The sequence below is a fragment of the Acidovorax sp. SRB_24 genome (assembly GCF_012931925.1).
Window position 1 is genome coordinate 41,983 of the sequence record NZ_MWOM01000009.1, and the last position, 22,570, is coordinate 64,552.

The 22,570-nt window shown below is 68.1% G+C and carries 22 protein-coding genes; 8 read left to right on the forward strand and 14 right to left on the reverse strand.

The window, feature by feature from the left end:
• From tuf to B2J89_RS04940, 9 genes are all read right to left on the reverse strand, one after another.
• On the reverse strand, window positions 1-1,121 hold a 1,121-nt coding region (gene tuf, locus B2J89_RS04895), incomplete at its 3' end, for an elongation factor Tu (protein WP_169168153.1).
• Between the two features lie 217 nt (window positions 1,122-1,338).
• Window positions 1,339-3,441 carry an elongation factor G gene (gene fusA, locus B2J89_RS04900; protein ID WP_169168110.1) on the reverse strand — a complete coding sequence of 701 codons (2,103 nt, stop codon included), beginning with the start codon at window positions 3,439-3,441 and terminating at the stop codon, window positions 1,339-1,341.
• Between the two features lie 150 nt (window positions 3,442-3,591).
• Complete coding sequence (rpsG, locus tag B2J89_RS04905; protein WP_169168111.1) at window positions 3,592-4,065, reverse strand: 30S ribosomal protein S7; 474 nt, start codon at window positions 4,063-4,065, stop codon at window positions 3,592-3,594.
• Between the two features lie 162 nt (window positions 4,066-4,227).
• On the reverse strand, window positions 4,228-4,605 hold the full coding sequence (rpsL, locus tag B2J89_RS04910) for a 30S ribosomal protein S12 (protein ID WP_056266875.1): 378 nt from the start codon (window positions 4,603-4,605) through the stop codon (window positions 4,228-4,230).
• 212 nt (window positions 4,606-4,817) lie between these two features.
• The gene (locus B2J89_RS04920) at window positions 4,818-5,987 is read right to left on the reverse strand and encodes a D-alanyl-D-alanine carboxypeptidase family protein (protein ID WP_169168113.1); all 1,170 of its coding nucleotides are present in this window, start codon (window positions 5,985-5,987) and stop codon (window positions 4,818-4,820) included.
• An 89-nt stretch (window positions 5,988-6,076) separates the two neighbouring features.
• Window positions 6,077-6,718, reverse strand: a complete 642-nt coding sequence (locus B2J89_RS04925; RefSeq protein ID WP_169168114.1) for a CocE/NonD family hydrolase — start codon at window positions 6,716-6,718, stop codon at window positions 6,077-6,079.
• Between the two features lie 82 nt (window positions 6,719-6,800).
• Complete coding sequence (locus B2J89_RS04930) at window positions 6,801-7,151, reverse strand: ferredoxin (RefSeq protein WP_169168115.1); 351 nt, start codon at window positions 7,149-7,151, stop codon at window positions 6,801-6,803.
• A 10-nt stretch (window positions 7,152-7,161) separates the two neighbouring features.
• Window positions 7,162-8,259 (reverse strand): VanZ family protein, encoded by a 1,098-nt coding sequence (locus B2J89_RS04935; RefSeq protein WP_169168116.1) that lies wholly within the window; start codon window positions 8,257-8,259, stop codon window positions 7,162-7,164.
• Between the two features lie 47 nt (window positions 8,260-8,306).
• Window positions 8,307-8,735 carry a CopD family protein gene (locus B2J89_RS04940; RefSeq protein WP_169168117.1) on the reverse strand — a complete coding sequence of 143 codons (429 nt, stop codon included), beginning with the start codon at window positions 8,733-8,735 and terminating at the stop codon, window positions 8,307-8,309.
• Window positions 8,736-8,837: 102 nt separating this feature from the next.
• On the opposite strand from B2J89_RS04940, the gene hemB reads away from it, so the two are divergent.
• From hemB to B2J89_RS04970, 6 genes are all read left to right on the forward strand, one after another.
• Window positions 8,838-9,845: a porphobilinogen synthase gene (gene hemB / locus B2J89_RS04945; RefSeq protein WP_169168118.1), complete on the forward strand. Its 1,008-nt coding sequence runs from the start codon at window positions 8,838-8,840 to the stop codon at window positions 9,843-9,845.
• A gap of 54 nt (window positions 9,846-9,899) precedes the next feature.
• Window positions 9,900-11,054 carry a magnesium transporter CorA family protein gene (locus B2J89_RS04950; protein ID WP_169168119.1) on the forward strand — a complete coding sequence of 385 codons (1,155 nt, stop codon included), beginning with the start codon at window positions 9,900-9,902 and terminating at the stop codon, window positions 11,052-11,054.
• Window positions 11,054-11,815 (forward strand): DUF72 domain-containing protein, encoded by a 762-nt coding sequence (locus tag B2J89_RS04955; protein ID WP_169168120.1) that lies wholly within the window; start codon window positions 11,054-11,056, stop codon window positions 11,813-11,815. The genes B2J89_RS04950 and B2J89_RS04955 overlap by 1 nt, the downstream gene beginning before the upstream one ends.
• Before the next feature lie 117 nt (window positions 11,816-11,932).
• Window positions 11,933-13,849, forward strand: a complete 1,917-nt coding sequence (locus tag B2J89_RS04960; RefSeq protein WP_169168121.1) for an MASE1 domain-containing protein — start codon at window positions 11,933-11,935, stop codon at window positions 13,847-13,849.
• A complete protein-coding gene (locus B2J89_RS04965) occupies window positions 13,846-14,460 on the forward strand; it encodes an ANTAR domain-containing response regulator (protein ID WP_169168154.1) in 615 nt (204 codons plus the stop codon). The genes B2J89_RS04960 and B2J89_RS04965 overlap by 4 nt, the downstream gene beginning before the upstream one ends.
• A gap of 307 nt (window positions 14,461-14,767) precedes the next feature.
• Window positions 14,768-17,014: a bifunctional diguanylate cyclase/phosphodiesterase gene (locus B2J89_RS04970; RefSeq protein ID WP_169168122.1), complete on the forward strand. Its 2,247-nt coding sequence runs from the start codon at window positions 14,768-14,770 to the stop codon at window positions 17,012-17,014.
• A gap of 321 nt (window positions 17,015-17,335) precedes the next feature.
• Here B2J89_RS04970 and B2J89_RS04975 read toward each other — a convergent pair whose 3' ends face one another.
• Entirely contained in the window at window positions 17,336-18,025 is a 690-nt protein-coding gene (locus B2J89_RS04975; protein WP_169168123.1) for a dienelactone hydrolase family protein, read from the reverse strand.
• A 122-nt stretch (window positions 18,026-18,147) separates the two neighbouring features.
• On the opposite strand from B2J89_RS04975, the gene B2J89_RS04980 reads away from it, so the two are divergent.
• Window positions 18,148-18,894, forward strand: a complete 747-nt coding sequence (locus B2J89_RS04980; protein ID WP_169168124.1) for an SDR family oxidoreductase — start codon at window positions 18,148-18,150, stop codon at window positions 18,892-18,894.
• A complete protein-coding gene (locus B2J89_RS04985; RefSeq protein WP_169168125.1) occupies window positions 18,894-19,532 on the forward strand; it encodes a MarC family protein in 639 nt (212 codons plus the stop codon). The genes B2J89_RS04980 and B2J89_RS04985 overlap by 1 nt, the downstream gene beginning before the upstream one ends.
• A gap of 84 nt (window positions 19,533-19,616) precedes the next feature.
• Here the strand turns inward: B2J89_RS04985 and B2J89_RS04990 are convergent, their stop codons facing one another.
• The 4 genes from B2J89_RS04990 to B2J89_RS05005 are packed head-to-tail and all read right to left on the reverse strand — an operon-like array spanning window position 19,617 to window position 22,560.
• On the reverse strand, window positions 19,617-20,543 hold the full coding sequence (locus B2J89_RS04990; protein WP_169168126.1) for a DMT family transporter: 927 nt from the start codon (window positions 20,541-20,543) through the stop codon (window positions 19,617-19,619).
• A gap of 33 nt (window positions 20,544-20,576) precedes the next feature.
• On the reverse strand, window positions 20,577-21,158 hold the full coding sequence (locus B2J89_RS04995) for a nitrous oxide reductase accessory protein NosL (RefSeq protein WP_169168155.1): 582 nt from the start codon (window positions 21,156-21,158) through the stop codon (window positions 20,577-20,579).
• Window positions 21,159-21,205: 47 nt separating this feature from the next.
• A complete protein-coding gene (locus B2J89_RS05000; RefSeq protein WP_371809035.1) occupies window positions 21,206-21,751 on the reverse strand; it encodes a nitrous oxide reductase accessory protein NosL in 546 nt (181 codons plus the stop codon).
• Complete coding sequence (locus B2J89_RS05005) at window positions 21,748-22,560, reverse strand: ABC transporter permease (RefSeq protein ID WP_169168127.1); 813 nt, start codon at window positions 22,558-22,560, stop codon at window positions 21,748-21,750. The genes B2J89_RS05000 and B2J89_RS05005 overlap by 4 nt, the downstream gene beginning before the upstream one ends.
• Window positions 22,561-22,570: the final 10 nt, after the last annotated feature.

Genomic DNA, 22,570 nt, shown 5'->3' on the forward strand with positions numbered 1-22,570 from the left:
CCCTCTTCCATGGCGATGGGGTTGATCAGCTTGACGGTGATCGACACGTTGTCGCCCGGCATGACCATTTCCTTGCCTTCGGGCAGCTCGATGGCGCCCGTCACGTCCGTCGTGCGGAAGTAGAACTGGGGGCGGTAGTTGTTGAAGAAGGGCGTGTGGCGGCCGCCTTCGTCCTTCGACAGAACGTACACCTCGGCCGTGAAGTGCGTGTGCGGCTTGATCGAGCCGGGCTTGCACAGCACCTGGCCGCGCTCGACGTCTTCGCGCTTGGTGCCGCGCAGCAGCAGGCCCACGTTGTCGCCGGCCTGGCCCTGGTCGAGCAGCTTGCGGAACATTTCCACGCCCGTGCAGGTGGTCTTGACCGTGTCCTTGATGCCGACGATTTCGATTTCTTCGCCGACCTTGATGATGCCGCGCTCGATGCGGCCCGTGACCACGGTGCCGCGGCCAGAGATCGAGAACACGTCTTCGACGGGCATCAGGAAGGCGCCATCCACCGCGCGCTCAGGCGTGGGGATGTAGCTGTCGAGGGCATCGGCGAGCTTGAGGATGGCCTGTTCGCCCAGCGGGCCGGTGTCGCCTTCGAGGGCGAGCTTGGCAGAGCCGCGGATGATCGGGGTGTCGTCGCCGGGGAAGTCGTACTTGTCGAGCAGCTCGCGCACTTCCATCTCGACGAGCTCAAGCAGCTCCTCGTCGTCGACCATGTCGCACTTGTTGAGGAACACGATGATGTAGGGCACGCCCACCTGGCGGGCCAGCAGGATGTGCTCGCGCGTCTGGGGCATGGGGCCGTCAGCGGCCGAGCACACCAGGATGGCGCCGTCCATCTGCGCGGCGCCCGTGATCATGTTCTTCACATAGTCGGCGTGGCCGGGGCAGTCCACGTGCGCGTAGTGGCGGCCGGTGGTTTCGTACTCGACGTGCGAGGTGTTGATCGTGATGCCGCGGGCCTTTTCTTCGGGCGCGTTGTCGATCTGCGAGTAGTCCTTGGCTTCGCCGCCGAACTTCTTGGACAGCACCGTGGCAATCGCTGCCGTCAGCGTCGTCTTGCCATGGTCGACGTGGCCGATCGTGCCCACGTTGACGTGCGGCTTGGTGCGTTCAAACTTACCTTTTGCCATTTTCAATTCTCCAAAGAGCAGCGCCTGTGTTGTGGTTTAACGTCTGCATCCGATTGCGGATTCGCCCTGCACAGGCAACGGGGCGGCACCGGATCGCAGATTGCAAAAAACTTTGCTATTTAATCAATAGCATCCAACGCTTACAGGGCAAGCACTGGAGGCCAATTTCAGCCATGAACCAGGACAGAACGGCCCCGCCGCTCTGCCCCTTCGTTCATTACTTGGCGCGTGCCGCCATGATGGCTTCGGACACGTTGCGCGGGGCTTCGCTGTAGTGCTTGAATTCCATCGAGTACGTGGCGCGGCCTTGCGTGGCCGAGCGCAGCGAGGTCGAGTAGCCGAACATTTCCGACAGCGGCACTTCAGCCTTGATGGCCTTGCCGCCACCGATCATGTCTTCCATGCCCTGCACCATGCCGCGGCGCGACGACAGGTCGCCCATCACGTTGCCGGCGTACTCTTCAGGCGTTTCCACTTCCACGGCCATCATGGGCTCGAGGATCACGGGGCTGGCCTTGCGGCAGCCTTCCTTGAAGCCGAAGATGGCAGCCATCTTGAACGCCAGTTCGTTCGAGTCCACGTCGTGGTACGAACCGAAGTGCAGCGTGACCTTGACGTCGACGACCGGGTAGCCGGCCAGCACGCCTTGGGTGACGGCTTCGTTGATGCCCTTCTCGACCGCGGGGATGTATTCGCGCGGCACCACACCACCCTTGATGGCGTCGATGAACTCGATGCCCTTGCCCGGCTCGTTGGGCTCGATCTTGAGCACCACGTGGCCGTACTGGCCCTTACCACCGGACTGGCGCACGAACTTGCCTTCGGCATCTTCGACGGTCTTGCGGATGGTTTCGCGGTAGGCCACCTGCGGCTTGCCGACGTTGGCTTCGACGCCGAACTCGCGCTTCATGCGGTCGACAATGATTTCCAGGTGCAGCTCGCCCATGCCGGCGATGATGGTCTGGCCCGACTCTTCGTCGGTCTTGACGCGGAAAGACGGATCTTCCGCGGCCAGGCGCTGCAGTGCGATGCCCATCTTTTCCTGGTCGGCCTTGGTCTTGGGCTCCACGGCCTGTGCGATCACGGGCTCGGGGAACACCATGCGCTCCAGGATGATGGGGGCGCTGATGTCGCACAGGGTTTCGCCCGTGGTGACGTCCTTCAGACCCACGCAGGCAGCGATGTCGCCGGCGCGGATTTCGTCCACTTCCTGGCGCTCATTGGCGTGCATCTGCACGATGCGGCCAATGCGCTCTTTCTTGCCCTTGACCGAGTTCAGCACGGTGTCGCCCTTCTTGAGCACGCCGGAGTAGACGCGCACGAAGGTGAGCTGGCCGACAAACGGGTCGGTCATCAGCTTGAAGGCCAGCGCCGAGAACTTCTCGTTGTCGTCGGCCTTGCGCGTGATGTGGTTCTCGTCTTCATCGGTACCGGCCATGGGAGGGATGTCCACGGGCGAGGGCAGGAAGTCGAGCACGGCGTCGAGCATGCGCTGCACGCCCTTGTTCTTGAAGGCGGTGCCGCACAGCATGGGCTGGATTTCGGTGGCGATGGTGCGCTGGCGCAGACCGGCCATGATTTCCTCTTCGGAGAGGGTGCCCTCTTCGAGGTACTTGTTCATCAGCTCTTCGGTGGCTTCGGCGGCCGCCTCGACCATCTTCTCGCGCCACTCGTTGCACACGCCCACCAGGTCGGCGGGGATGTCGCGGTACTCGAACTTCATGCCCTGCGATGCGTCATCCCAGTAGATGGCCTTCATCTTGATCAGGTCGACCACGCCCTCGAATTTGTCTTCGGCGCCGATCGGCACCACGATTGGCACGGGGTTGGCCTTCAGGCGCAGCTTCATGCCTTCGACCACCTTGAAGAAGTTGGCGCCGGTGCGGTCCATCTTGTTCACGAAAGCCAGGCGCGGCACCTTGTGCTTGTTGGCCTGGCGCCACACGGTTTCCGACTGTGGCTGCACGCCACCCACGGCGCAGTACACCATGACGGCGCCGTCGAGCACGCGCATGGAGCGCTCGACTTCAATCGTGAAGTCCACGTGGCCGGGAGTGTCGATGATGTTGATGCGGTGCTCGGGGCGGGACAGGTCCATGCCCTTCCAGAAACAGGTCACGGCGGACGACGTGATGGTGATGCCGCGCTCTTGCTCTTGCTCCATCCAGTCGGTGGTGGCTGCGCCGTCGTGCACCTCGCCGAGCTTGTGGGTCACGCCCGTGTAGAAAAGAATGCGCTCGGACGTGGTGGTCTTGCCTGCGTCGATGTGCGCCGAGATACCGATATTGCGGTAGCGCTCGAGGGGGGTATTGCGAGCCATGATGGATCCTTGATTGATCGTCTGGGGTGGGTCGGCGCTGCGACAGGCAGCGCGTGCGCCCAGCCTCTGTATATGAGAGCCCTCTGAATCAACACAAGGCCGCAGGCATGAATGCCGGCGGCCTGTGCGGACTCGGGAAGGTCTTCCGGTTTAGAAACGGAAGTGGCTGAATGCCTTGTTGGCTTCGGCCATGCGGTGCACTTCGTCACGCTTCTTCATGGCGCCGCCACGGCCTTCGGTCGCTTCGAGCAGCTCATTGGCCAGGCGCTGGGCCATCGACTTCTCACCGCGCTTGCGGGCGGCTTCCTTGATCCAGCGCATGGACAAGGCCAGGCGACGGACAGGGCGCACTTCGACGGGCACCTGGTAGTTGGCACCACCGACGCGACGCGACTTGACTTCGACCATGGGCTTGACGTTGTTGATGGCAACCACGAAAGCTTCCAGTGGGTCCTTGTCAGGGTGCTTCTTCTCAATCAGGTCGAGGGCACCATAAATGATGCGCTCGGCCACTGCTTTTTTGCCGCCTTCCATGATCACGTTCATGAATTTGGACAGCTCTACGTTACCGAATTTAGGGTCCGGCAGAATTTCACGTTTGGGGACTTCGCGACGACGTGGCATTTTTCACCTCTAATTTGCTTCAGTTGGCGTCTTTTCAGACACCGCGAGATCCATCCTGAATCCCACTTACTCGACCCACACGGAGCACTCCGCGCTTGGGGTCACTACGTTTGATGCCGCCAGCCAGGCGAATCAAACACCGTTTGTTGGCAGCGCCAGGGCTTATTTCGCCTTGGGCTTCTTGGCGCCGTACTTGGAGCGCGACTGCTTGCGGTCTTTCACGCCTTGCAGGTCGAGCGAACCGCGCACGATGTGGTAACGCACACCGGGCAAGTCCTTGACACGACCGCCGCGAACCAGCACCACGCTGTGTTCCTGCAGGTTGTGGCCTTCGCCGCCGATGTAGGAGATGACCTCAAAACCGTTGGTCAGGCGCACCTTGGCGACCTTGCGCAGAGCGGAGTTGGGCTTCTTGGGCGTCGTGGTGTACACACGGGTGCACACACCGCGGCGCTGCGGCGAGTTTTCCATCGCCGGGCTCTTGGACTTGGTCTTTTCGACCTCACGCCCGTGACGCACGAGCTGGTTAATGGTTGGCATGAATACTATCGTCCCTAAACGTAAAAAACGAAAACGTGAATCCCTTCGGAATTTCCGAAAAGCCCTCGACTCTACCAGCGCAAGCCCCTGGTGGCAAGCGGCAATTGCGGCCCCAGAATGCCTGCGCTCCGTGGCGCGCGGCCACGGTTTCAAGCAAAAACAGCGCCTAACCCTTACCCATCAAGCGCTGAAAGCTATGCTTTCAATAGTGGTTACTTGATCCACAGGCGCATGGCGTCCCAGGCGCGGCCGAGCACACCGGCCTGCTCGACACCTTCGAGCGCAATCAGCGGCACTTCGCGCAGCGACTGCTCGCCCAGCACGACCTTGAGCGCGCCGATGGCCTGGCCCTTGCCGAACGGGGCGATCAGCGGGTCCTGGTGCGAGACCTGGGTCGTGATCTTGCCGGCGCTGCCCGAAGGCACGGCGACGACGATGGCGTCGTCGCGGCCCATCTTGACCGTGCTGCCCTTGCCTTTCCAGACCGCGGGCGTGGCCACGCTCTGGCCGGCGTCAAAGAGCTTGACGGCGTCGAACGCGGTGTAGCCCCAGTTCAGCAGTTTCTGGCTTTCGTTGGCGCGGGCGTTCTCGCTTCCGGCGCCGAGCACGATGGAGAGCAGGCGGCGCGTGCCGACGTTGGGGAATTCGCGCTTGGCCGTGGCCACCAGGCAGTAGCCGGCGGCGGCGGTGTGGCCGGTCTTGAGACCGTCCACGGTGGGGTCGCGGAACAGCAGCGAGTTCCGGTTGTTGCCGTTGGAAGAGGGCGTGCCCGGGTAGCTGTACTGCTTGGTCGCGTAATAGTGCATGAACTGCGGGAAATCGCGCATCAGCCGCGTCGCCAGGATGCTCAGGTCGCGCGCCGTGGTCAGGTGACCGGGCTCGGTCAGGCCTTCGGGGTTCTTGTAGCTGGTGCCGGTCATGCCCAGGGCCTTGGCCTGGTCGTTCATGAGCTTGACGAACTGTTCGGCCGTGCCGCCCACGCCCTCGGCCAGGGCCATGGTGGCGTCGTTGCCGGACTGCACGATCATGCCCTTGATGAGGTCTTCCACGGGCACCTGCATCTTGGGGTCGATGAACATGCGCGAACCCGGCATCTTCCAGGCGCGCACGCTCACGGGAAGCTTTTGCTGCAGGTCGATCTTCTTGGCGCGCAGCGCGTCGAACACCAGGTAGCCGGTCATCAGCTTGGTCAGCGAAGCCTGCTCCACGGGGGCATCGATGTCCTTGGCGGCCAGGATCTGGTTGGCGGTCACGTCGACCAGCATGTAGGTGCGGGCGGCGATTTCCGGGGGCTGAGGCGCCTGGGCCTGGGCCACCAGGGCGGCCGAAGAGACCCCGATCACCAGGACGAGGGAGCGGAAGACGGACAGGATGCGTTTCATGAGGGCAGTGAGAGCAGTCGGGAAAAGGATAAGGAACCGCGCACAGGGCGCTCCGCAGCGGGGCGGCGGTGGCGCGGGCGAAGAGCGCGTCAGGCGCGCGATTGCAGGTGGCGCACCACCAGGTTTTTCAGCAGCGGCAATTGTCCGTGAAAGAAATGACCGCCTCCCGGCACGACTGTGACAGGAAGTGTCTGCGGGCGCGCCCAGTCCATCACGGCGGCCAGGGGCACGGTGTCGTCGTGCTCGCCGTGCACCACCAGGGTGCGCAGATGCGCCTCGGGGGGCAGCGGTGCGACGCCAAAGCGGCTGGCGGCCGTGCCGACCAGCACCACCTGCTCGACGCTGCGCGCGCCCCACAGGGCGGCCAGCGCGTGGCTGGTGACGAAGGCGCCGAACGAGAAGCCGGCCAGGGCGATCGGCCCTTCGGGTGCGGCCTGCGCGACGACGGAGAGAAAGTCCTGCGCCTCGCCCTGCCCCGCGTCGTGCACGCCGGCGCTGGCGCCGACGCCGCGGAAGTTGAAGCGCACCGCCGTCCAGCCGCACTGCACGAAGGCGCGCGCCAGGGTCTGCACCACCTTGTTGTCCAGGGTGCCACCAAACAGCGGATGGGGATGGGCGATGACGGCCACGCCGCGCGGCGCAGCGCCCGCGCCCACCTGGGCCGCATCGCGCACGGCCTCGATGGCGCCTGCGGCGCCCGCCAGGCTCAGGCGTTCAGTCTGTGCATTCACGTTTGCTATCCGATCAATAGCTGCCAACGCTTGCTGGAAAAGCGCTGGAGCCCAAAAAGCTGGAAACAGGGTGGAGTGCCGATCAGCGCCCAAGTTCCGCCGGCGTGCGCAGGCGCTCCACCACCACGCCGTTTTTCAGGTGCGACTCGACGATTTCGTCGATGTCGCTCGCGTCCACGTAGCTGTACCAGGTGCCTTCGGGGTAGACCACGGCCACGGGGCCGGCGGCGCAGCGGTCCAGGCAGCCAGCCTTGTTCACGCGCACCTGGCCGGGACCGGCCAGGCCGGCCTGTTTGACCAGCTTCTTGCAATGCTCGAACGCCGCCTGCGCGCCGTGCTGCGCGCAGCAGTTCTCGCCGTTGGCGCGCTCGTTGAGGCAAAAAAAGATGTGGCGCGCAAAGTAGCTGGGCGCCGCAGCGGGGGTGTCGGTCATGCCTGCCATTCTAGGAAGCCTGTTCGCCGCGCGAGGCGCGCAGGACCAGATACACGAGCGCGGCATAAGGCCAGAGCCAGCCCAGCCACTGGCCGATGCCGAAGAAGCGGATGAAACGCCCCTGCTCCCAGGCCTGCAAGGTTTGCGCGAAATAGGCGCTGGTCGGCGCATCGTTGAGCAGGTTCAGGTGCACCGCCAGCACCAGCAGCAGCAGCACGGCGCAGGCGCGCCGCGGCAGCGCCAGCAGCAGCGCCGCCATCACCAAGCCGACCCAGATGCCAGCGCGCACCGGCATGCCCAGCCACACCCAGGCGTGCGCCGGGCCGTAGCTGAGCGCGGCCGACAACGCCGTCGCCGCCACGCCGACGGCCACCGCCGCCAGCGCAAACACGGCGCGCCGCCCGACGTGGCGAATGACCGCGTAGCCGAGCAGGCAGGGCACGAGCAGCCCCAGCGCCACACACAACAGCTCGGCGGCCGGCGACAGCGGCTGCAGCGCCTCCTCGCGCACCGGCAGCCAGGTCAGGAAAGGCGTGTCCTCGAGCAGGTCCTCGAGCGCAAGTTCCAGGCGTTCGAGCACCTGGCCCAGGCCAAACGGCTGGGCCGCCGGAAACAGCAGGGCCCAGGGCCACAGCGCCAGCAGGACGAGCGCGCCGCGCGCATCGGCCACGAACCAGCGGGTGCGAAACCGGCTCCAGTGGTCGATGGCGCCCAGCCGCTCGAGCAGCGCCGCCAGCAGCGCACCGCTTAAGGCCCCGGCCGCGTTGAGCACGAGGTCGAGGTTGGAGGGCACGCGCTTGGGCAGGTAGATCTGCAGGAACTCCATGCCCGCCGACAGCAACAGGCCCGCGAGCGCCGCCAGCGGCACGGCGCTTTGGGGCCAGCCGGTGCGCAGCAGCGCCAGCGCCAGCAAAAAGCCCAGCGGCGCATAACCGAGCACGTTGATGGCGACGTCGAACCCGGTCCAGTACGGCGGCGGGATGGGCGCCCACAGAAACACCTCGGGCGAAATGCCCTGGGCGCGCCAGCCATAGAACGGGAACAGGCTCGCAAAAACAATCAGCGCCGCATACACCAGCGCCAGCGGCCAGGCCGAGGTCTTGTGCATGGGCTCGTCCAGCGGCGGCGCGGCGGGCGGACGGGCAGCCCCGGCGCTCAAAACGGCTTGACCACCACCAGCACCACCGCCAGCGTCAGCAGCAGCACCGGCACTTCGTTGAACCAGCGGAACCACACATGGCTGCGCGCGCTGGTGCCGGCCGCGAGCCGGCGCAGCATCACGCCGCACGCATGGTGGTATCCGAGCACCAGCAGCACCACGGCCAGCTTGGCGTGCATCCAGCCGTTGCCCGGTCCACGGCCGATGCCGTAGCCCAGCCACAGCCACAGGCCCAGCGCCACGGCGGGCACGGCCAGCAGGGTCGTGAAGCGCATCAGCTTGCGCGCCATCAGCAGCAGCCGCTCGCGCTCGGCCGCCGACTGCGGCGACACCATCGCCAGGTTGACGAAGATGCGCGGCAGATAGAACAGGCCGGCAAACCAGCTGGCCACGAAGACGATGTGAAACGATTTGACCCAAAGCATGGCGCCAGTTTAGTGGGCTGCGCCACACGCCAGCTGCATGGCCGGCACGGGCGTGTGGGCGCCGCGGCCCCGCCCGCGTGCGGATGGGGCACAATTTTCCCCATGCACCTCTCCAGCCCTCCCCCTTTCCCGACCCAGCGCCCGCGCCGCCTGCGCCGCGACGCCTTCACCCGCAACCTGGTGCGCGAGCACGCCGTCACGCCGCACGACCTGATCTACCCGGTGTTCGTGCACGAGGGCCAGAACCTGCGCCAGGCCGTGCCGTCCATGCCCGGCGTGGACCGCCTGAGCCTCGATCTGCTGCTGCCCGTGGCCGAGGACTGCGTGCAGCTGGGCATCCCGGTCATGGCGCTGTTCCCGTCGATCGACGCCGCGCTCAAGACGCCCGACGGCAAGGAAGCGCTGAACCCCGACGGCCTGATCCCGCGCGTGGTGCGGGCACTCAAACGGGAATTCCCCGACCTGGGCGTGATGACCGACGTGGCGCTCGACCCCTACACCAGCCACGGCCAGGACGGCCTGCTCGACGAGACCGGCTACATCCTCAACGACGAGACCGTCGAGGTGCTCGTGGGCCAGGCCCTCGCGCATGCCGAGGCGGGCGTGGACATCGTCGCGCCCAGCGACATGATGGACGGGCGCATCGGTGCGATCCGCGACGCGTTCGAAGCGCACGGCCACATCCACACGCGCATCATGGCCTACAGCGCCAAGTACGCGAGCGCCTTCTATGGCCCGTTCCGCGACGCCGTCGGCACGCGCGGTGCCTTGGGGAAGGCCGACAAGAACGTCTACCAGATGGACCCCGGCAACACCGACGAGGCGCTGCGCGAGGTGGCATCGGACCTGGCCGAAGGGGCCGACATGGTCATGGTCAAGCCCGGCATGCCGTACCTGGACGTGGTGCGCCGTGTCAAGGACGAGTTCAAGGTGCCGACCTTTGCCTACCAGGTGAGCGGCGAATACGCCATGCTCAAGGCCGCCGCCGCCCACGGCTGGCTCGACCACGATGCCGTGATGATGGAAAGCCTGCTGGCCTTCAAGCGCGCCGGCGCCGATGGGGTGCTGACGTACTTCGCGCGGGAGGCAGCGCGCTTGCTCCGGAAATAAGAGCTGCAAGCGCTTTTCCAGTAAGCGTTAAAGCCCATTTTCAGCCCCCATCGCATGCGCATCCTGCACCTTCACGGCGGTGGCGGCGCCACCGAACTGGCCGAGCTGCCGGCGCAGCTGCCTACCGAAGGCACACTGTGGCTGGCCACCACGCATGCGCACCTGAGCGCGCACGTGGCGCCGGTGCAGGAGGCGCTCATGCGCCTGGCGGGCGCGCGGCTGCTGGAGCTGCATGTCAGCGACCTGCTCAACGCGCAGCTGCCGTCGCAGTACGACTACACCTCGCAGTACGACCTGATGGTGTTTCATTGCCTCGCGGCGGCGCCCGGCCCGGGCCTGTCGGCCCGCGGCGCGCCGAAGGCCACGCACCGCGCCCGCCCCTCACCGCCGCGGCTGGCGCAGATCGCCACGCACGCCATGGGCTGCGCCGTGTTCGAGCGCGTGCTGCTGTCGGTGCACCCCGACGACAGCGCGCTGGCCCGCAGCTGCGCCGAGCGCCTGCTGGCCGGCACGCGCGACTGCAGTGCCAGCGCCGCGCTGGTGGGAGCGCGCGTGCTGTCCCACCCGGCCGACCTGATGCTGCAGCTGGTCGGGCTGGCGGTGGACGATTTCCTCGGGGCGCGCCGCGAACTCACGCAGCAGCTGGACCAGTGGCAGGCGGTGCTGCTGGACCCGCGCTCGCGCTTTTCCAACTGGCATGGGCTGCTGGAGGCGCGCCTGACGCTGCACCAGCTCGAAGACCTGTGTGAAGACCAGCGCACCGCGCTGCGCGCCTGGATGGCGGCGCTCGAGACGCTGCCGGCCCCGGCCACCGCGGGCAGCCCCGGTGACAACGACGGGGCCGGCAGCGCGGCGGCCGAGGTGCTCGAGCTGCTCAAGGTGCGCAGCCGCGATGTGCTCGAGCACATCGACCGGGTGCTGCACCACGTGCGCCGGCTCGGGCAGAGCGCCGAGACGGCGGTGCAGATGCACTTCAGCGTGCAGGGCCACCGCACCAACACCATCATGCGCACGCTCACCGCGCTCACGGCCGTGTTCCTGCCGCTCAACCTGATCGCGGGCATCTTCGGCATGAACTTCGAAGTGCTGCCGCTGGTGCACCGGCAGGGCGGCTTCTGGTGGGCCATGGCCGGCATGGCGCTGATGGCCGTGGCGCTGGTGGTGCTGTTCTGGCGCAAGCGCTACCTGCGCCGCCTGGAAAGCGGCTGATGGCGGCAGGCGTGCCAGCGCCGTCGACCCCGGCCAGCGTGTACATAGGTTGCGCCGGCTGGAGCCTGCCGCGGCCGCTGTGGCCGCAGTTTGGCGCCGACGGCACGCACCTGCAGCGTTACGCCACGCGCCTGCGGGCGGTGGAGATCAACTCCTCGTTCTACCGCCCGCACCAGCGCACCACCTATGCGCGCTGGGCGGCCAGCGTGCCGGGCGACTTCCGCTTCAGCGTCAAGCTGCCGCGCAGCATCACGCACGAGCGCCGCCTGCACGGCTGCGCCGCACTGCTCGACGCCTTCCTGGCGCAGGTCGAAGGCCTGGGCGGGCGCCTCGGGTGCCTGCTGGTGCAGCTGCCGCCCAGCCTGCGCTTTGACGCCGACACGGCGGCGGCTTTCACCGCGCTGCTGCGCGCACGCCACGGTGGCGCGGTCGCGCTCGAGCCGCGCCACGCCAGCTGGTTCACGCCGCAGGCCGACGCGCTGCTGCACGCCGCGCAGATCGCCCGCGTACAGGCCGACCCGGTGCTGCACGCGGGCGGCAGCGCGCCCGGCGGCTGGCCCGGCCTGCGCTACCTGCGCCTGCACGGGGCGCCGCAGGTCTATTACTCGCCCTACGGCGCGCCCGCGCTCGCCGCCGTCGCGGCGCAGCTGCAGGCGGCACGCGCCGCAGGGGCCCAGGCATGGTGCATCTTCGACAACACCGCGCTGGGCCACGCCACAGGCCATGCGCTGGAGCTGCAGGCGGCCCTCGGCGTGGCTTGACCACGCCCTCCGCGCGGGCCCCACTCGCACCCAGGGGCCCACGCCGCATGTGCGGACGCCAGGGGGTGGGGCGCGATGGTGCACACTTGGATACATCTTCTGCTTGCCTGCCTGCGCGTGCCCTACCCTTCCCAGCCCTTCTCGCCGCTGGCCTTCCTGGCGACCACCTTGCTTTACATGCTGGTGGCCGACATGGCGCCAGCGCATGGGCTGGACCCGCACTTCACCCACCTGTTTCGTCCCGCCGGCGGCCTGGCCCTGGCGCTGGCGCTGCTGGGCGGACGGCGCGGCGTCGCCAGCGTGCTGGTGGGGACGGTACTGGTGCATGCCACCCACGCTGGCATGTCGCCGGCGGTACTGGCCAGCGAGGCGTTGGCCGCCATGGTGGCGGCGTGGCTGGGCGCCTGGCTGCTGCTGCACGTGGGACATTTCGATCTGCGCTGCCATTCATTCCGGGCCTGCCGGCAGCTGCTGGCCTATGCCGGCATTGCCGGCGCGGGGGCCGGCGCACTGGCGGGGGCCACGGCCGTGCTTGCCGCGGGGCTGGTCAGCACCAGCGCCTGGCCGCTCACGGTACTGCGCTGGTGGATGGGCGAAGCCCTGGGCACGGTGCTGGTCGCCGCCCTGATCCTGGCATGGTGGCGCACCCTGGGCACGACCAAGGCGCTGGCGCGCCTGCCCGAGGGCCTCCTGGTGTATGGGCTGACCCTCCTGGCGGGGCAGGTGATCTTTGCCGGCTGGCGCAGCGACCTGCTCGATCCGGTGGCCAACGCCTATTGGATGTTCTTGTTCGTCACCTGGGCCGGCGTGCGCCTGGGCCTGCTGGGCACAGTGGGGTTGCTGTGCCTGGTGGCGCTGCAGGCCCTGTGGGGCATCTGCCAGGGCACCGGCTTCTTTGCGCGGGACATCGCGCTCAGCCAGGGATTCGGCTACGGGTCGTTCATGGCGATCCTGTCGCTGGTCGGCATGTCGCTGGCGTCCTATTTTTCCGAGCGCCGGCGGCAAGACGCCCATCTGCGCGTGGCCGCGATTGCCTTTGAATGCCAGCAGGGCCTGCTCATCACCGATGCCCGCCAGGTGATCCTGCAGGCCAACCGGTCGTTCCTGGCCATGTCCGGCTACGGCGCGCACGAGGTGCTGGGCAAGACACCGCAGTTTCTGCGCGCACCTGAGCCGGACAGGCCCGAAGCGCCGTCCGGGACAGAGGCCCATGGCGCAACCAGCGCCTGCGCCGAGCCCCTGCGCCACGCCGTGCAGCGCCAGGAATGGCACCGGCGCAAATCCGGCGCCCTCTACCCGGCCTGGGTCGGCATCACGCCGGTGCTGGACCGCCATGCGCGCACCACGCACTACGTGCTGACCGTGTCCGACGTGACCAGCCTGCGCGAACAGGAGGTGCAGCGCAACCAGCGCGAACAGGCCTTGCGCGATGCGCTGGTGCGGGAAGTGCACCACCGCATCAAGAACAACCTGCAGGGCATCATGGGGATCATGCGGGACTTCGGCCGTGCGCACCCGCAACTGCAGGGCCCAGTAACACAGCTCATCGGCCAGGTGCAGAGCATTGCCGTCATCCACGGCCTGCAAGGGCGTGCCTGCGTCGACCAGGTGCGGCTGTGCGAGCTCACCCGTGCCGTGGCCGCAGGCCTGCAATCGCTGTGGCAGGTGCCGATTGCGCTGGACATTCCGGAAAACTGGCAACCCTGCCGCCTGCACCATGCCGAGGCCGTGCCGGTGGCGCTGGTGCTCAACGAGCTGATCCTCAACGCCATCAAGCATGGTGGCCAGGGGCACCAGGACGTGCGCATCGCACTGCGCAAGGGTGGCCAGGCCGATGTGGTGCAGATCACCATCTCCAACCCCGGACAATGGCAGGAGAAGGCAGCCGCCGCGCACATCGGGCTGGACCTGGTTGCGGCCCTGATGCCGCGCCGCGGTGCCGCCCTGAGCACGGAGCAATCCGGGCGGCGGGCCGTGGTGCGGCTGCGGCTGCAGCCGCCCGTGATTGAACTCGAATGCCCCGCCACCGCATGAACCCCAGCAACACCCCGTCCCTGCCCGCGTCCCCCCACCTGCTGCTGGTCGACGATGACCGGCTGATCCTGGCCACCATGGCCCGCGGCCTGCGCGAGGCCGGCTACCGCGTCAGCACGGCCGATTCGGTGGACGACGTCGAAACCCTGCTGGCCAGCGGCATGCGCCCAGACCTAGTGATCCTGGACGTGCACCTGCCCGGCCGCGGTGGCCTGGAATGGGTCGAACGCCTGCGCGACCTCGACCGTATTCCGTTCGTCATGCTCAGCGCTTACAGCGACCCCGAGACCGTCGCCCGCGCCGCGCACTCGGGCGCGCTGGGCTACATGGTCAAGCCACTGGACATCTTCCAGATCCGCCCGACCATCGAGGCGGCGCTGCAACGCGCCCGCGAACTCGATGGCCTGCGCCAGATACGCGCCCAGCTGCAGGCCGCGCTCGATGGCGACCGGGACATCAATGTGGCCACCGGCATCGCCATGGCCCAGCACCGGCTGCGCCGCGCCCAGGCGTTCGAACTTCTGCGGGCAGCCTCGCGCACGCAGCGCATCAAGCTCTCGGCCCTGGCGGCCAAGGCCATCGATGCCCACGAGGCCTTGCTGCCTCCCTGACCCAAAAAACCGCATCCTCTCTGTCGCCGCGCATTGCGAAGCCGCACGATCGCAGGTATAAAAAGCGGCTCTTTGTCTGGCTGCCGCGCTCCCGCAGCACAGGCGACCCCAAGGCCCCGACCCTGCCTTGCAACGGCTTGCCCACGGCGTTTTGCCATGCCGAGCGCAAGCACCTTGTAGACCCTGGCACCGCTCCAGGGTCGGACGCACGCATGTTCAGGCTCCTTTCCCGCTTTTCGCCACCGCCTCTTCCCGTCTCCTGCCCCCGGCTGGGCCCCGACCATGGTCGACCCCGCGGCGCCATCCCATGAGAGCGCACCACGCCAGGCGCTCCTGCCTGGGCTGGCTGCGGCGCCTGGCCCGGCGCTGGCAGGGTGGCCACCCGCTTTTTTCACGCCTGCGCATCGGCACGCGGCTGGCCTGGATGATGGCGCTGGCGATGCTGGTCGCGGTGCTGTTGGCAGCGGCTGGCATCAGCGGTCTTGCCGCCTCGCAGGACAGCCTGCGCCTGGTCTACGAGGACCGCATGAAGCCGGTGCGCGCACTGGCCCAGATTTCCCACCTGATGCTGTCCAACCGCCTGCAACTGCAGATCGCGCTGGACGAGGGCGCCATCGTCCACCGCCCTGGCGCCGCCGACGCAGTCGCCGAGGAACTGGCGCACAACATGGAAGCCATCAACGCGTTGTGGGCCGCCTACCAAGGCAACCTGGACGACGCGCAGGAGCGCGCCCTGGCACAGCGGTTTGCCTCGCGCCGCGACCAGTACGTGCAGGAAGCCGTCCTGCCCGCGATCACGGCCCTGCGCACGCGGGCGTACCACGACATTGGGCGCCCCGCTTCCCGGGCGCACGCCCTCTATGAGCGCGCCCAGCCCGACATCCAGGCACTGATCAACCTGCAGTTCGACGCCGCGCAGGCGGCCTACAGCGCCGGTGTGCAGCGCTACCAGCAGACCTACCGGGGCGCCGTGGGCGCGCTGGTGCTGGCAATGGCGGTGCTGACCTTGCTCGGCGTGCTGCTCATACGCTCCATCGTCGGGCCACTGCGGCACGTGATCAAGGTGTTTCGCCATATCGAGAATGGCAAGCTCGACACCCCCATCCGCATCCGCGGCAAGGACGAAATCAGCGCTGTGATGCGCGCGCTGCAGGCGCTGCAACGCAAGCTGCGCGCCAACGAAAAGGCCATCGACCAGCTCGTTTACTACGACCCGCTCACGCACCTGCCCAACCGCCGCCTGCTGCGCGAGCGCCTGCATTCGGCCCTGGAGGCCAGTGGCCGGGACCACCGCCATCGCGCCGTGCTGCTGCTGGACCTGGACAACTTCAAGACCGTCAACGACACCCTGGGCCACGAAGTGGGCGACCAGCTCCTGGTGGACATTGCGCAACGCCTGCGCGGCGCGGTGCGCGCCAGCGACACCATCGCGCGCCTCGGTGGCGACGAGTTCGTCATCCTTGTCGACGACCTGCCGCCGCAGCAGACCTGTGCGAAGGAGGAACTCGGAGCGATGGCGCAGCAGCTTCTGGCCCTGTTGCAAAAACCCAGCCGGCTGGCCAACCAAGTGCACCGCTCCAGCGCCAGCATCGGCATCAGCCTGTTCCGGCACAACAACACCACCATCAAGGAGCTGCTCAAGCGTGCGGACGTGGCCATGTACCAGGCCAAGAACACGGGGCGCAATGGTTTTTGCTTTTTCGACCCTGCACTGCAGGCGCGGCTTGAGCACCGCATGTCCTTGCAGGACGCGCTGCATGGCGCCATCGATGCCGGGCAGCTTCAACTGCACTTCCAGGTCCAGGTCAACGCCCAGCGCCAGGCCACCGGCGCCGAGGTGCTGCTGCGCTGGACGCACCCGCACTTCGGCAGCGTCTCGCCGGCACAGTTCATCCCCGTCGCGGAGGAGTCGGGCCTGATCGTGCCCCTGGGCGAATGGGTGCTGCAGCAGGCCTGCATGCAGCTCAAGCGCTGGGAGAGCCATGCCTCGACGCAGGCGCTGGTGCTGGCCGTGAACGTCAGCGCGCGCCAGTTCGCCCACCCCAATTTTCTCGTCCAGGTGCAGAACGCGCTGGCGCACACCACCGCCAACCCGGCCCGGCTGGTCCTGGAGCTGACCGAGAGCCTGATGCTGCACGACATCGCCGACACCATCCACAAGATGCAGACCCTGCGTCGGCAGGGCGTGCGTTTTGCGCTCGACGATTTCGGCACCGGCTACTCGTCGCTCACCCACCTCAAGCGGCTGCCGCTGCACCAGCTCAAGATCGATGGCAGCTTCGTGCAGGACATCGTCACCGAGCCCAGCGACGCAGCCATTGTGCAAACCATCATCGGCATGGCCGACAACCTGGGCCTGGACGTGATTGCCGAGGGCGTGGAAACCGAAGACCAGCGCCAGGCGCTGCTGCACCTGGGCTGCCCGCTGTTCCAGGGCTACCTGTTGAGCAGGCCGCTGCCGCTGGCGCAGTTCGAGCACTGGCTGGCGCACCACGCCAGCGTGCCCACCGCCCCTTCCAACGCACCACAACCGGCGGCCGCCTGGGCGGGATGAGCACCGAAACCTTGCCTGAACCGTTTCAAGATTTCCACCCGCATCGTCGCGCTGGCGGGCCTGCTCTGTGCCTACTGGTGCTGACCATGGGCAGCCTGGGGCTGTGGGGCATCAGCCGCTCCAACGCCGCGCTGCACTCCATGTACGAAGAACGGCTCGGGGCCCAGGCGCAGGGCCAGGTGCAGTCCATTGCGGTGTTCACGCTGGCCGGAGACGCGCGACAGCGCGCCTGTGGCCCACCCTGCGCATCCGCCCGCGCGCACTGCGCTCCGGCTCTTGCCAGCGGCCGGATGACACAGCGCCCGCGGGCGGGATCGGCTTCTAGCCCAGGTGCTGCGCAAAAAACGCCAGCGTGCGCTCGCGTGCCGCCACTGCGGCGGCCTCGTCGTAGGAGCCGCGCTGGTCGCAGTTGAAGCCGTGGTCGGCGTCGTACACATGCACCTGCACCTGCGGCTGCGCGCGCGCAAAGGCCTGCACGCTGTCCTGCGAGATCCAGTGGTCGCGGCTGCCAAAGTGCGCCAGCACCGGGCAGTGCGGCTTGCGCGCCGCCTCCTCGGCCGTGGTCATGCCGCCGCCGTAGTAGCACACGGCCGCGGCCAAGCCGCGCAGCTCGCAGGCCGCGCGCCAGGTCAGCAGGCCGCCCCAGCAGAAGCCGACGATGCCGACCTTGCCGCCGCTGCGCGCTGCAGCGTGGTCGATGGCGGCCTGGATGTCGGGCATCACGCCGGCGCCGGGCAGCTGGTCGACCGCCGTCTTGAGGGCAAAGCCCGCCTGCATGTCGGCGTCGCTGTAGCCGAGCTCCACGCCCGGCTTGGTGCGCGCGAAGGTGGCAGGCGCCACGGCCACATAGCCGCGCGCGGCAAACCGCTCGGCGACGCCGCGGATGTGCGAGTTCACGCCAAAAATCTCCTGCAGCACGACCACGCCACCGCGTGGCGTGCCCTCGGGTTCGGCGACCCAGGCGGGGACGGCGAACCCGTCGGCGGCGGTCAAATCCACAAAACTGCCCATGTTCTTGCTCCTTGGTGGTGGGGGACGGTCGGCGCGGTGGCCGTGCGCCATGCGCCATGCGCCATGGCAATGCTGTAATGGCGCACATTCCGCGACCTCGCATTCTTGCAGGAGACAGACCTTTGGACAAAGTGACACTCATCACCGGCGGTGGGCGCGGCATTGGCGCGGCCACGGCGCTGCTGGCGGCGCAGCAAGGCCATGCCGTGGCCGTGAACTACCACAGCAACTCGCTGGCCGCCGACGAGGTCGTGCGCCAGATCCGCGCTGCGGGTGGCACGGCCCTCGCCGTCCAGGCCGATGTGGCGCACGAGGACCAGGTGCAGGCCCTGTTCGCGCGGGTGGACGCAAAGCTGGGCCCGCTCACGGCCCTGGTCAACAACGCCGGTGTGGTGGACATGCCCGCACGCGTGGACCAGATGGACGCCGCGCGCCTGCGCCGCATCTTCAACACCAACGTGGTCGGCAGTTTTCTGTGCGCGCGCGAGGCCGTGCGCCGCATGGGCACGGGCCACGGCGGCGCGGGCGGCGCCATTGTCAACGTCTCGAGCGCGGCCGCGCGCCTGGGCGCGGCACACCAGTACGTGGACTACGCCGCGAGCAAGGGCGCCATCGACACCTTCACGCTCGGCCTGGCGCGCGAGGTGGCGGCCGAGGGCATCCGCGTCAATGCGGTGCGCCCCGGCCTGATCGACACCGAGATCCACGCCAGCGGCGGCCTGCCCGAGCGCGTGCGCGACCTGGCGCACACGGTGCCGATGCAGCGCGCCGGCACGGCGCAGGAGGTCGCGCAGGCCATCGTCTGGCTGCTCTCGGATGCGGCCAGCTACACCACCGCGTCGCTGCTCGACGTCTCCGGAGGCCGTTGATGGACCTCAAACCGCTGATCACGCTGCTGGCCATCGTGAACCCGCTGGCCATCGTGCCGTTCTTCATCCACTACACCCAGGGCTTTTCGCCGGCGCAGCGCCGGCGCACGATCCAGACCGCCGCCTTCAGCGCCTTCTGCGTGATCGCCGTGTGCGCGCTGCTGGGCCTGCAGATCCTGGAGTTCTTCAACATCTCGCTGCAGAGCTTCCAGGTCGGCGGCGGCATGCTGCTGCTGATCAGCGCGATGAACATGCTCAACGCCCAGCCGGCCGAGGCCAAGGCCGCCACCAACGACCTGGAGGAAGGCGCGGAAAAGGCCGCTGCCGGCTCCAGCATCGCCGTCGTGCCGCTGACGATTCCGCTGCTCACCGGCCCGGCCTGCATGTCCACCGTGGTGATCTACGCCGACCGCGCGCACACCTGGCTGCAGCATGTGGCGCTGGTGGGCTACGGCGTGGTGATCGCCGCGGCCACGGTCGTCTGCTTCTCGCTCGCCGAACCGATAGCGCGCGTGCTCGGCAAGACCGGCATCAACGTGATGACGCGGCTCATGGGCCTGATCCTGGCGGCGCTGGCCGTCGAGGTGATGGCCGACGGGCTGGGCAAGCTGTTCCCGCTGCTGGCGGGGGGGCGCTGAACGCGGGGCGGCGAGTCAAAGCGCCCCGGATTTTTGGTCAAAAGCCCATCAAACGCCCGCCCATCAAGCGCTGACAGCTATCAATCAAGGAGTGACATCGCGCCCATGGCGCGCCCCGGCGCGGGCCGGTGACGGCGCGCGCTGCGGCCACAGCACCGAGGCGATGGCCAGCACCATCAAGCCCATCGCCGCCCAGTCCTGCCAGTGGAGCCGTTCGCCCAGCCAGAGCGCGCCGCTGAACACGCCCAGCACCGGAATCAGCATGACGCTGAGCGTGGACGCCACCGGCGGCAGGCCGCGCACCAGAAAGAACCAGGCCGGCTGGGCAAAGCCGAACACCAGCACCGCGTTGAACGCGATGGCGCCCCAGGTCGCCGTGCCCGGCGCGTGCCAGGCCGGACGCTCGAAGCCGACGGCCAGCAGGCTCAGGGCGAGCGTGCTCACGGCCATCATCCAGAACGCCAGAGTCAGCGTGGGCACGGGCAGGCTGCTGCGCCGCAGCATCTGCGTGCCCAGCGCCCAGAACGCGGCCGCGGCCAGCATCAGCGCCACGCCCAGCGGCCGGCCGCCGAGCTGCGAGAACTCGTACCACAGCAGCAAGAGCACACCCAGTGCCGCCGCCGCCACGCCGCCCCAGGCGCGCGGCGCCAGGCGCTGGCCGAAGAACGCGCTGCCCAGCACGGCCGAGAAAATCGGCATGGTGTAGCCCAGGATGGCCGCGCGCCCGCTCGAGAGCTGGGGGATCGCCAGCATGATGAGCACGTGCCACAGCACCATGTTGAACAGCGCAAGCCAAGCCAGCGCGGCCCAGTGCGCGCGCGGCACGGCAAACGGCATGCCGGCGGCGCGCAGCACGAGCGCCAGCACCGGCAGGCCCAGCCACAGCGAGAGGGCGCGGAAGGTCAGCGGCGGAAAGCCGGTGACACCGATCTTCATGACAGGCCAGTTCAGGCCCCAGACCACGGTGAGCAGGGCCAGAACGGTGAGCTGGCGGCGCGAGAGTGCAGGCATGGCCCGCATTGTGCCGCCGCGGCCGGGTGTGCCTCACTGGCTGGCGTGGGCCTGGCCATCGAGGCGCTGCACCGTCGCCGCATCGATGGCGCCAAAGGCCAGCACCGCGCCGCCGCGCTGCGCGGCAAAACGCTCGGCGGCATCGCGCGCGGCAAACGCCGGCAGGTTGCCCGCGCGCATGGGGCCGCGCGCCGACGAGCCGTGCACATAGAACGCCTGGCGCGCGTCGGTCCAGCGCTGGCTGGCGGTGTCGGTGACGTAGTGCGCCACGATGTCGCCGGCCTGGCGCCCGGGGCTGTAGCGGCCGACATCGCCGAGGTACATCAGCAGGCTCAGCGGCGAGTCGAAGAAATGCGCGTCGCCGTTGGCAAAAATCACCTGCGCGGCCCATTGCGGCGCGCGCTCGGGGTACATGCCGCACACCGGACAGCGCACGCCCGCGGGCACGGCGCGCGCCGCATGCACGGGCAGGCCCAGGGCCGGGTCGTAGGGGGTGGGAGGGGCCACCACGCAGACGTCGGGCGCCAACTCTGCCTGCGGTGCAAGCGCCGCGCGCAACGCCGGTGCCTGCCACAGCGCCAGCGCGGCCACGGCCAGCAGCCCCATGCCCAGCATGCTGGCGCGCAGCGGCGTGAAGCGGAGCAGGCGGTGCATCGCGGCGCCTACATGCGCGTGTCGTGCAGCGCGCCGCCGCTCAAATCGACCATGTCGGGCGTGATGTCGGCAAAGCGCAGCAGCTTGCCGCCGTATTCGGCGGCGAAGCGCTTGGCGTCGGCCTCCTGGGCAAAGCTGGCAATGGTCGGGCCCATGGAGCCGTGGCGCTTGCTGCCCAGCACATAGACGGCGGCCTTGGCGTCTGTCCAGTGGCCGCTCGGGTGCTCCCAGTCGGCCTGGCCCATGTCCTGCACGTAGATGGCACTCGCGTGGCGCACCTGCTCGCCCGCCAGCAGCGTGCTGAACAGCTCGACCGTGTCGCAAAAGAAGCTCGGCTGCGCCTGACCGGCGTAGTGCACCTGCGCCTTGGGGCCCGGGTAGTCGGCCAGCAGCATGCCGTCGAGCTCGCAGCTGGTGGCGCGGTCGATCTCGACCGGCGCCAGCGACACTGCCTGCGAGGTCTGGTCGCAAGCCACCAGAGCCCAGCCCAGTGCGGCGCTGAGAACGGCCGTGGTGGCCAGGGACAACAGGGTTTGTTTACGGTTCACCATCATTTGAATCTCCAACGCGCCACCACCAGCGGCAGCGCAATCCAGGCCAGCATGACGCCGCCCATCACCCCAGGACTGCCCAACGACGTCGGCACGATGCTGGCCAGCCCGTAGAGGGTGCGCACGTCGTCGAGCGAAAACACGTTGAGAAGGCGGAACACGTCCGCCGGACTGAGCAGCAGCAGCCAGGCAAAGGCCTCGCCGCCAAAGCGCCCGCCCGTGCCGACCAGCACGCCCAGCAGCAGCAGGTCGAACACCAGCACGAAGAAGAACCACAGCGCGATCGCCAGACCCGAGGCGCGCGTGCGGTCGCGCGCCACCACCGACACCAGCACGGCCAGGCTCAGGAAGGCCAGGCCCAGCAGCACCGAGCTGAGCATGAAGCCGGCGTAGTGGTACAGGCCCGCCGTGTCGATGCGCTGCCACAGCAGCAGTGCCACCAGGCCAAAGCCCGCCAGCGTGGACAGCGTGAGCGCCGCCGCCAGGCCCAGGTACTTGCCCAGCAGCAGTTCGAGCCGCGTGATCGGCAGCGAGAGCAGCAGGTCGAGCGAGCCGCGCTCGCGCTCGCCGACGATGGCGTCGAAGCCGAGCAGCAGCGCGATCAGTGGGATCAGGTAGATCACCAGGCTGACCAGGCTGGCGATGGTGAACTCGATCGAGCGAAAGCCCACGGCGCCCTGCTGCGCGCCGCCAAAGTAGGCGATGACCAGCGAGAACACCGTGAACACCAGCGCCACCGCCAGCACCCAGCGGTTGCGCATGCGGTCGCGGAATTCCTTCGCGGCCAGGGTGAGTATTTGCGTCCATTCCATGGGGTGGTCC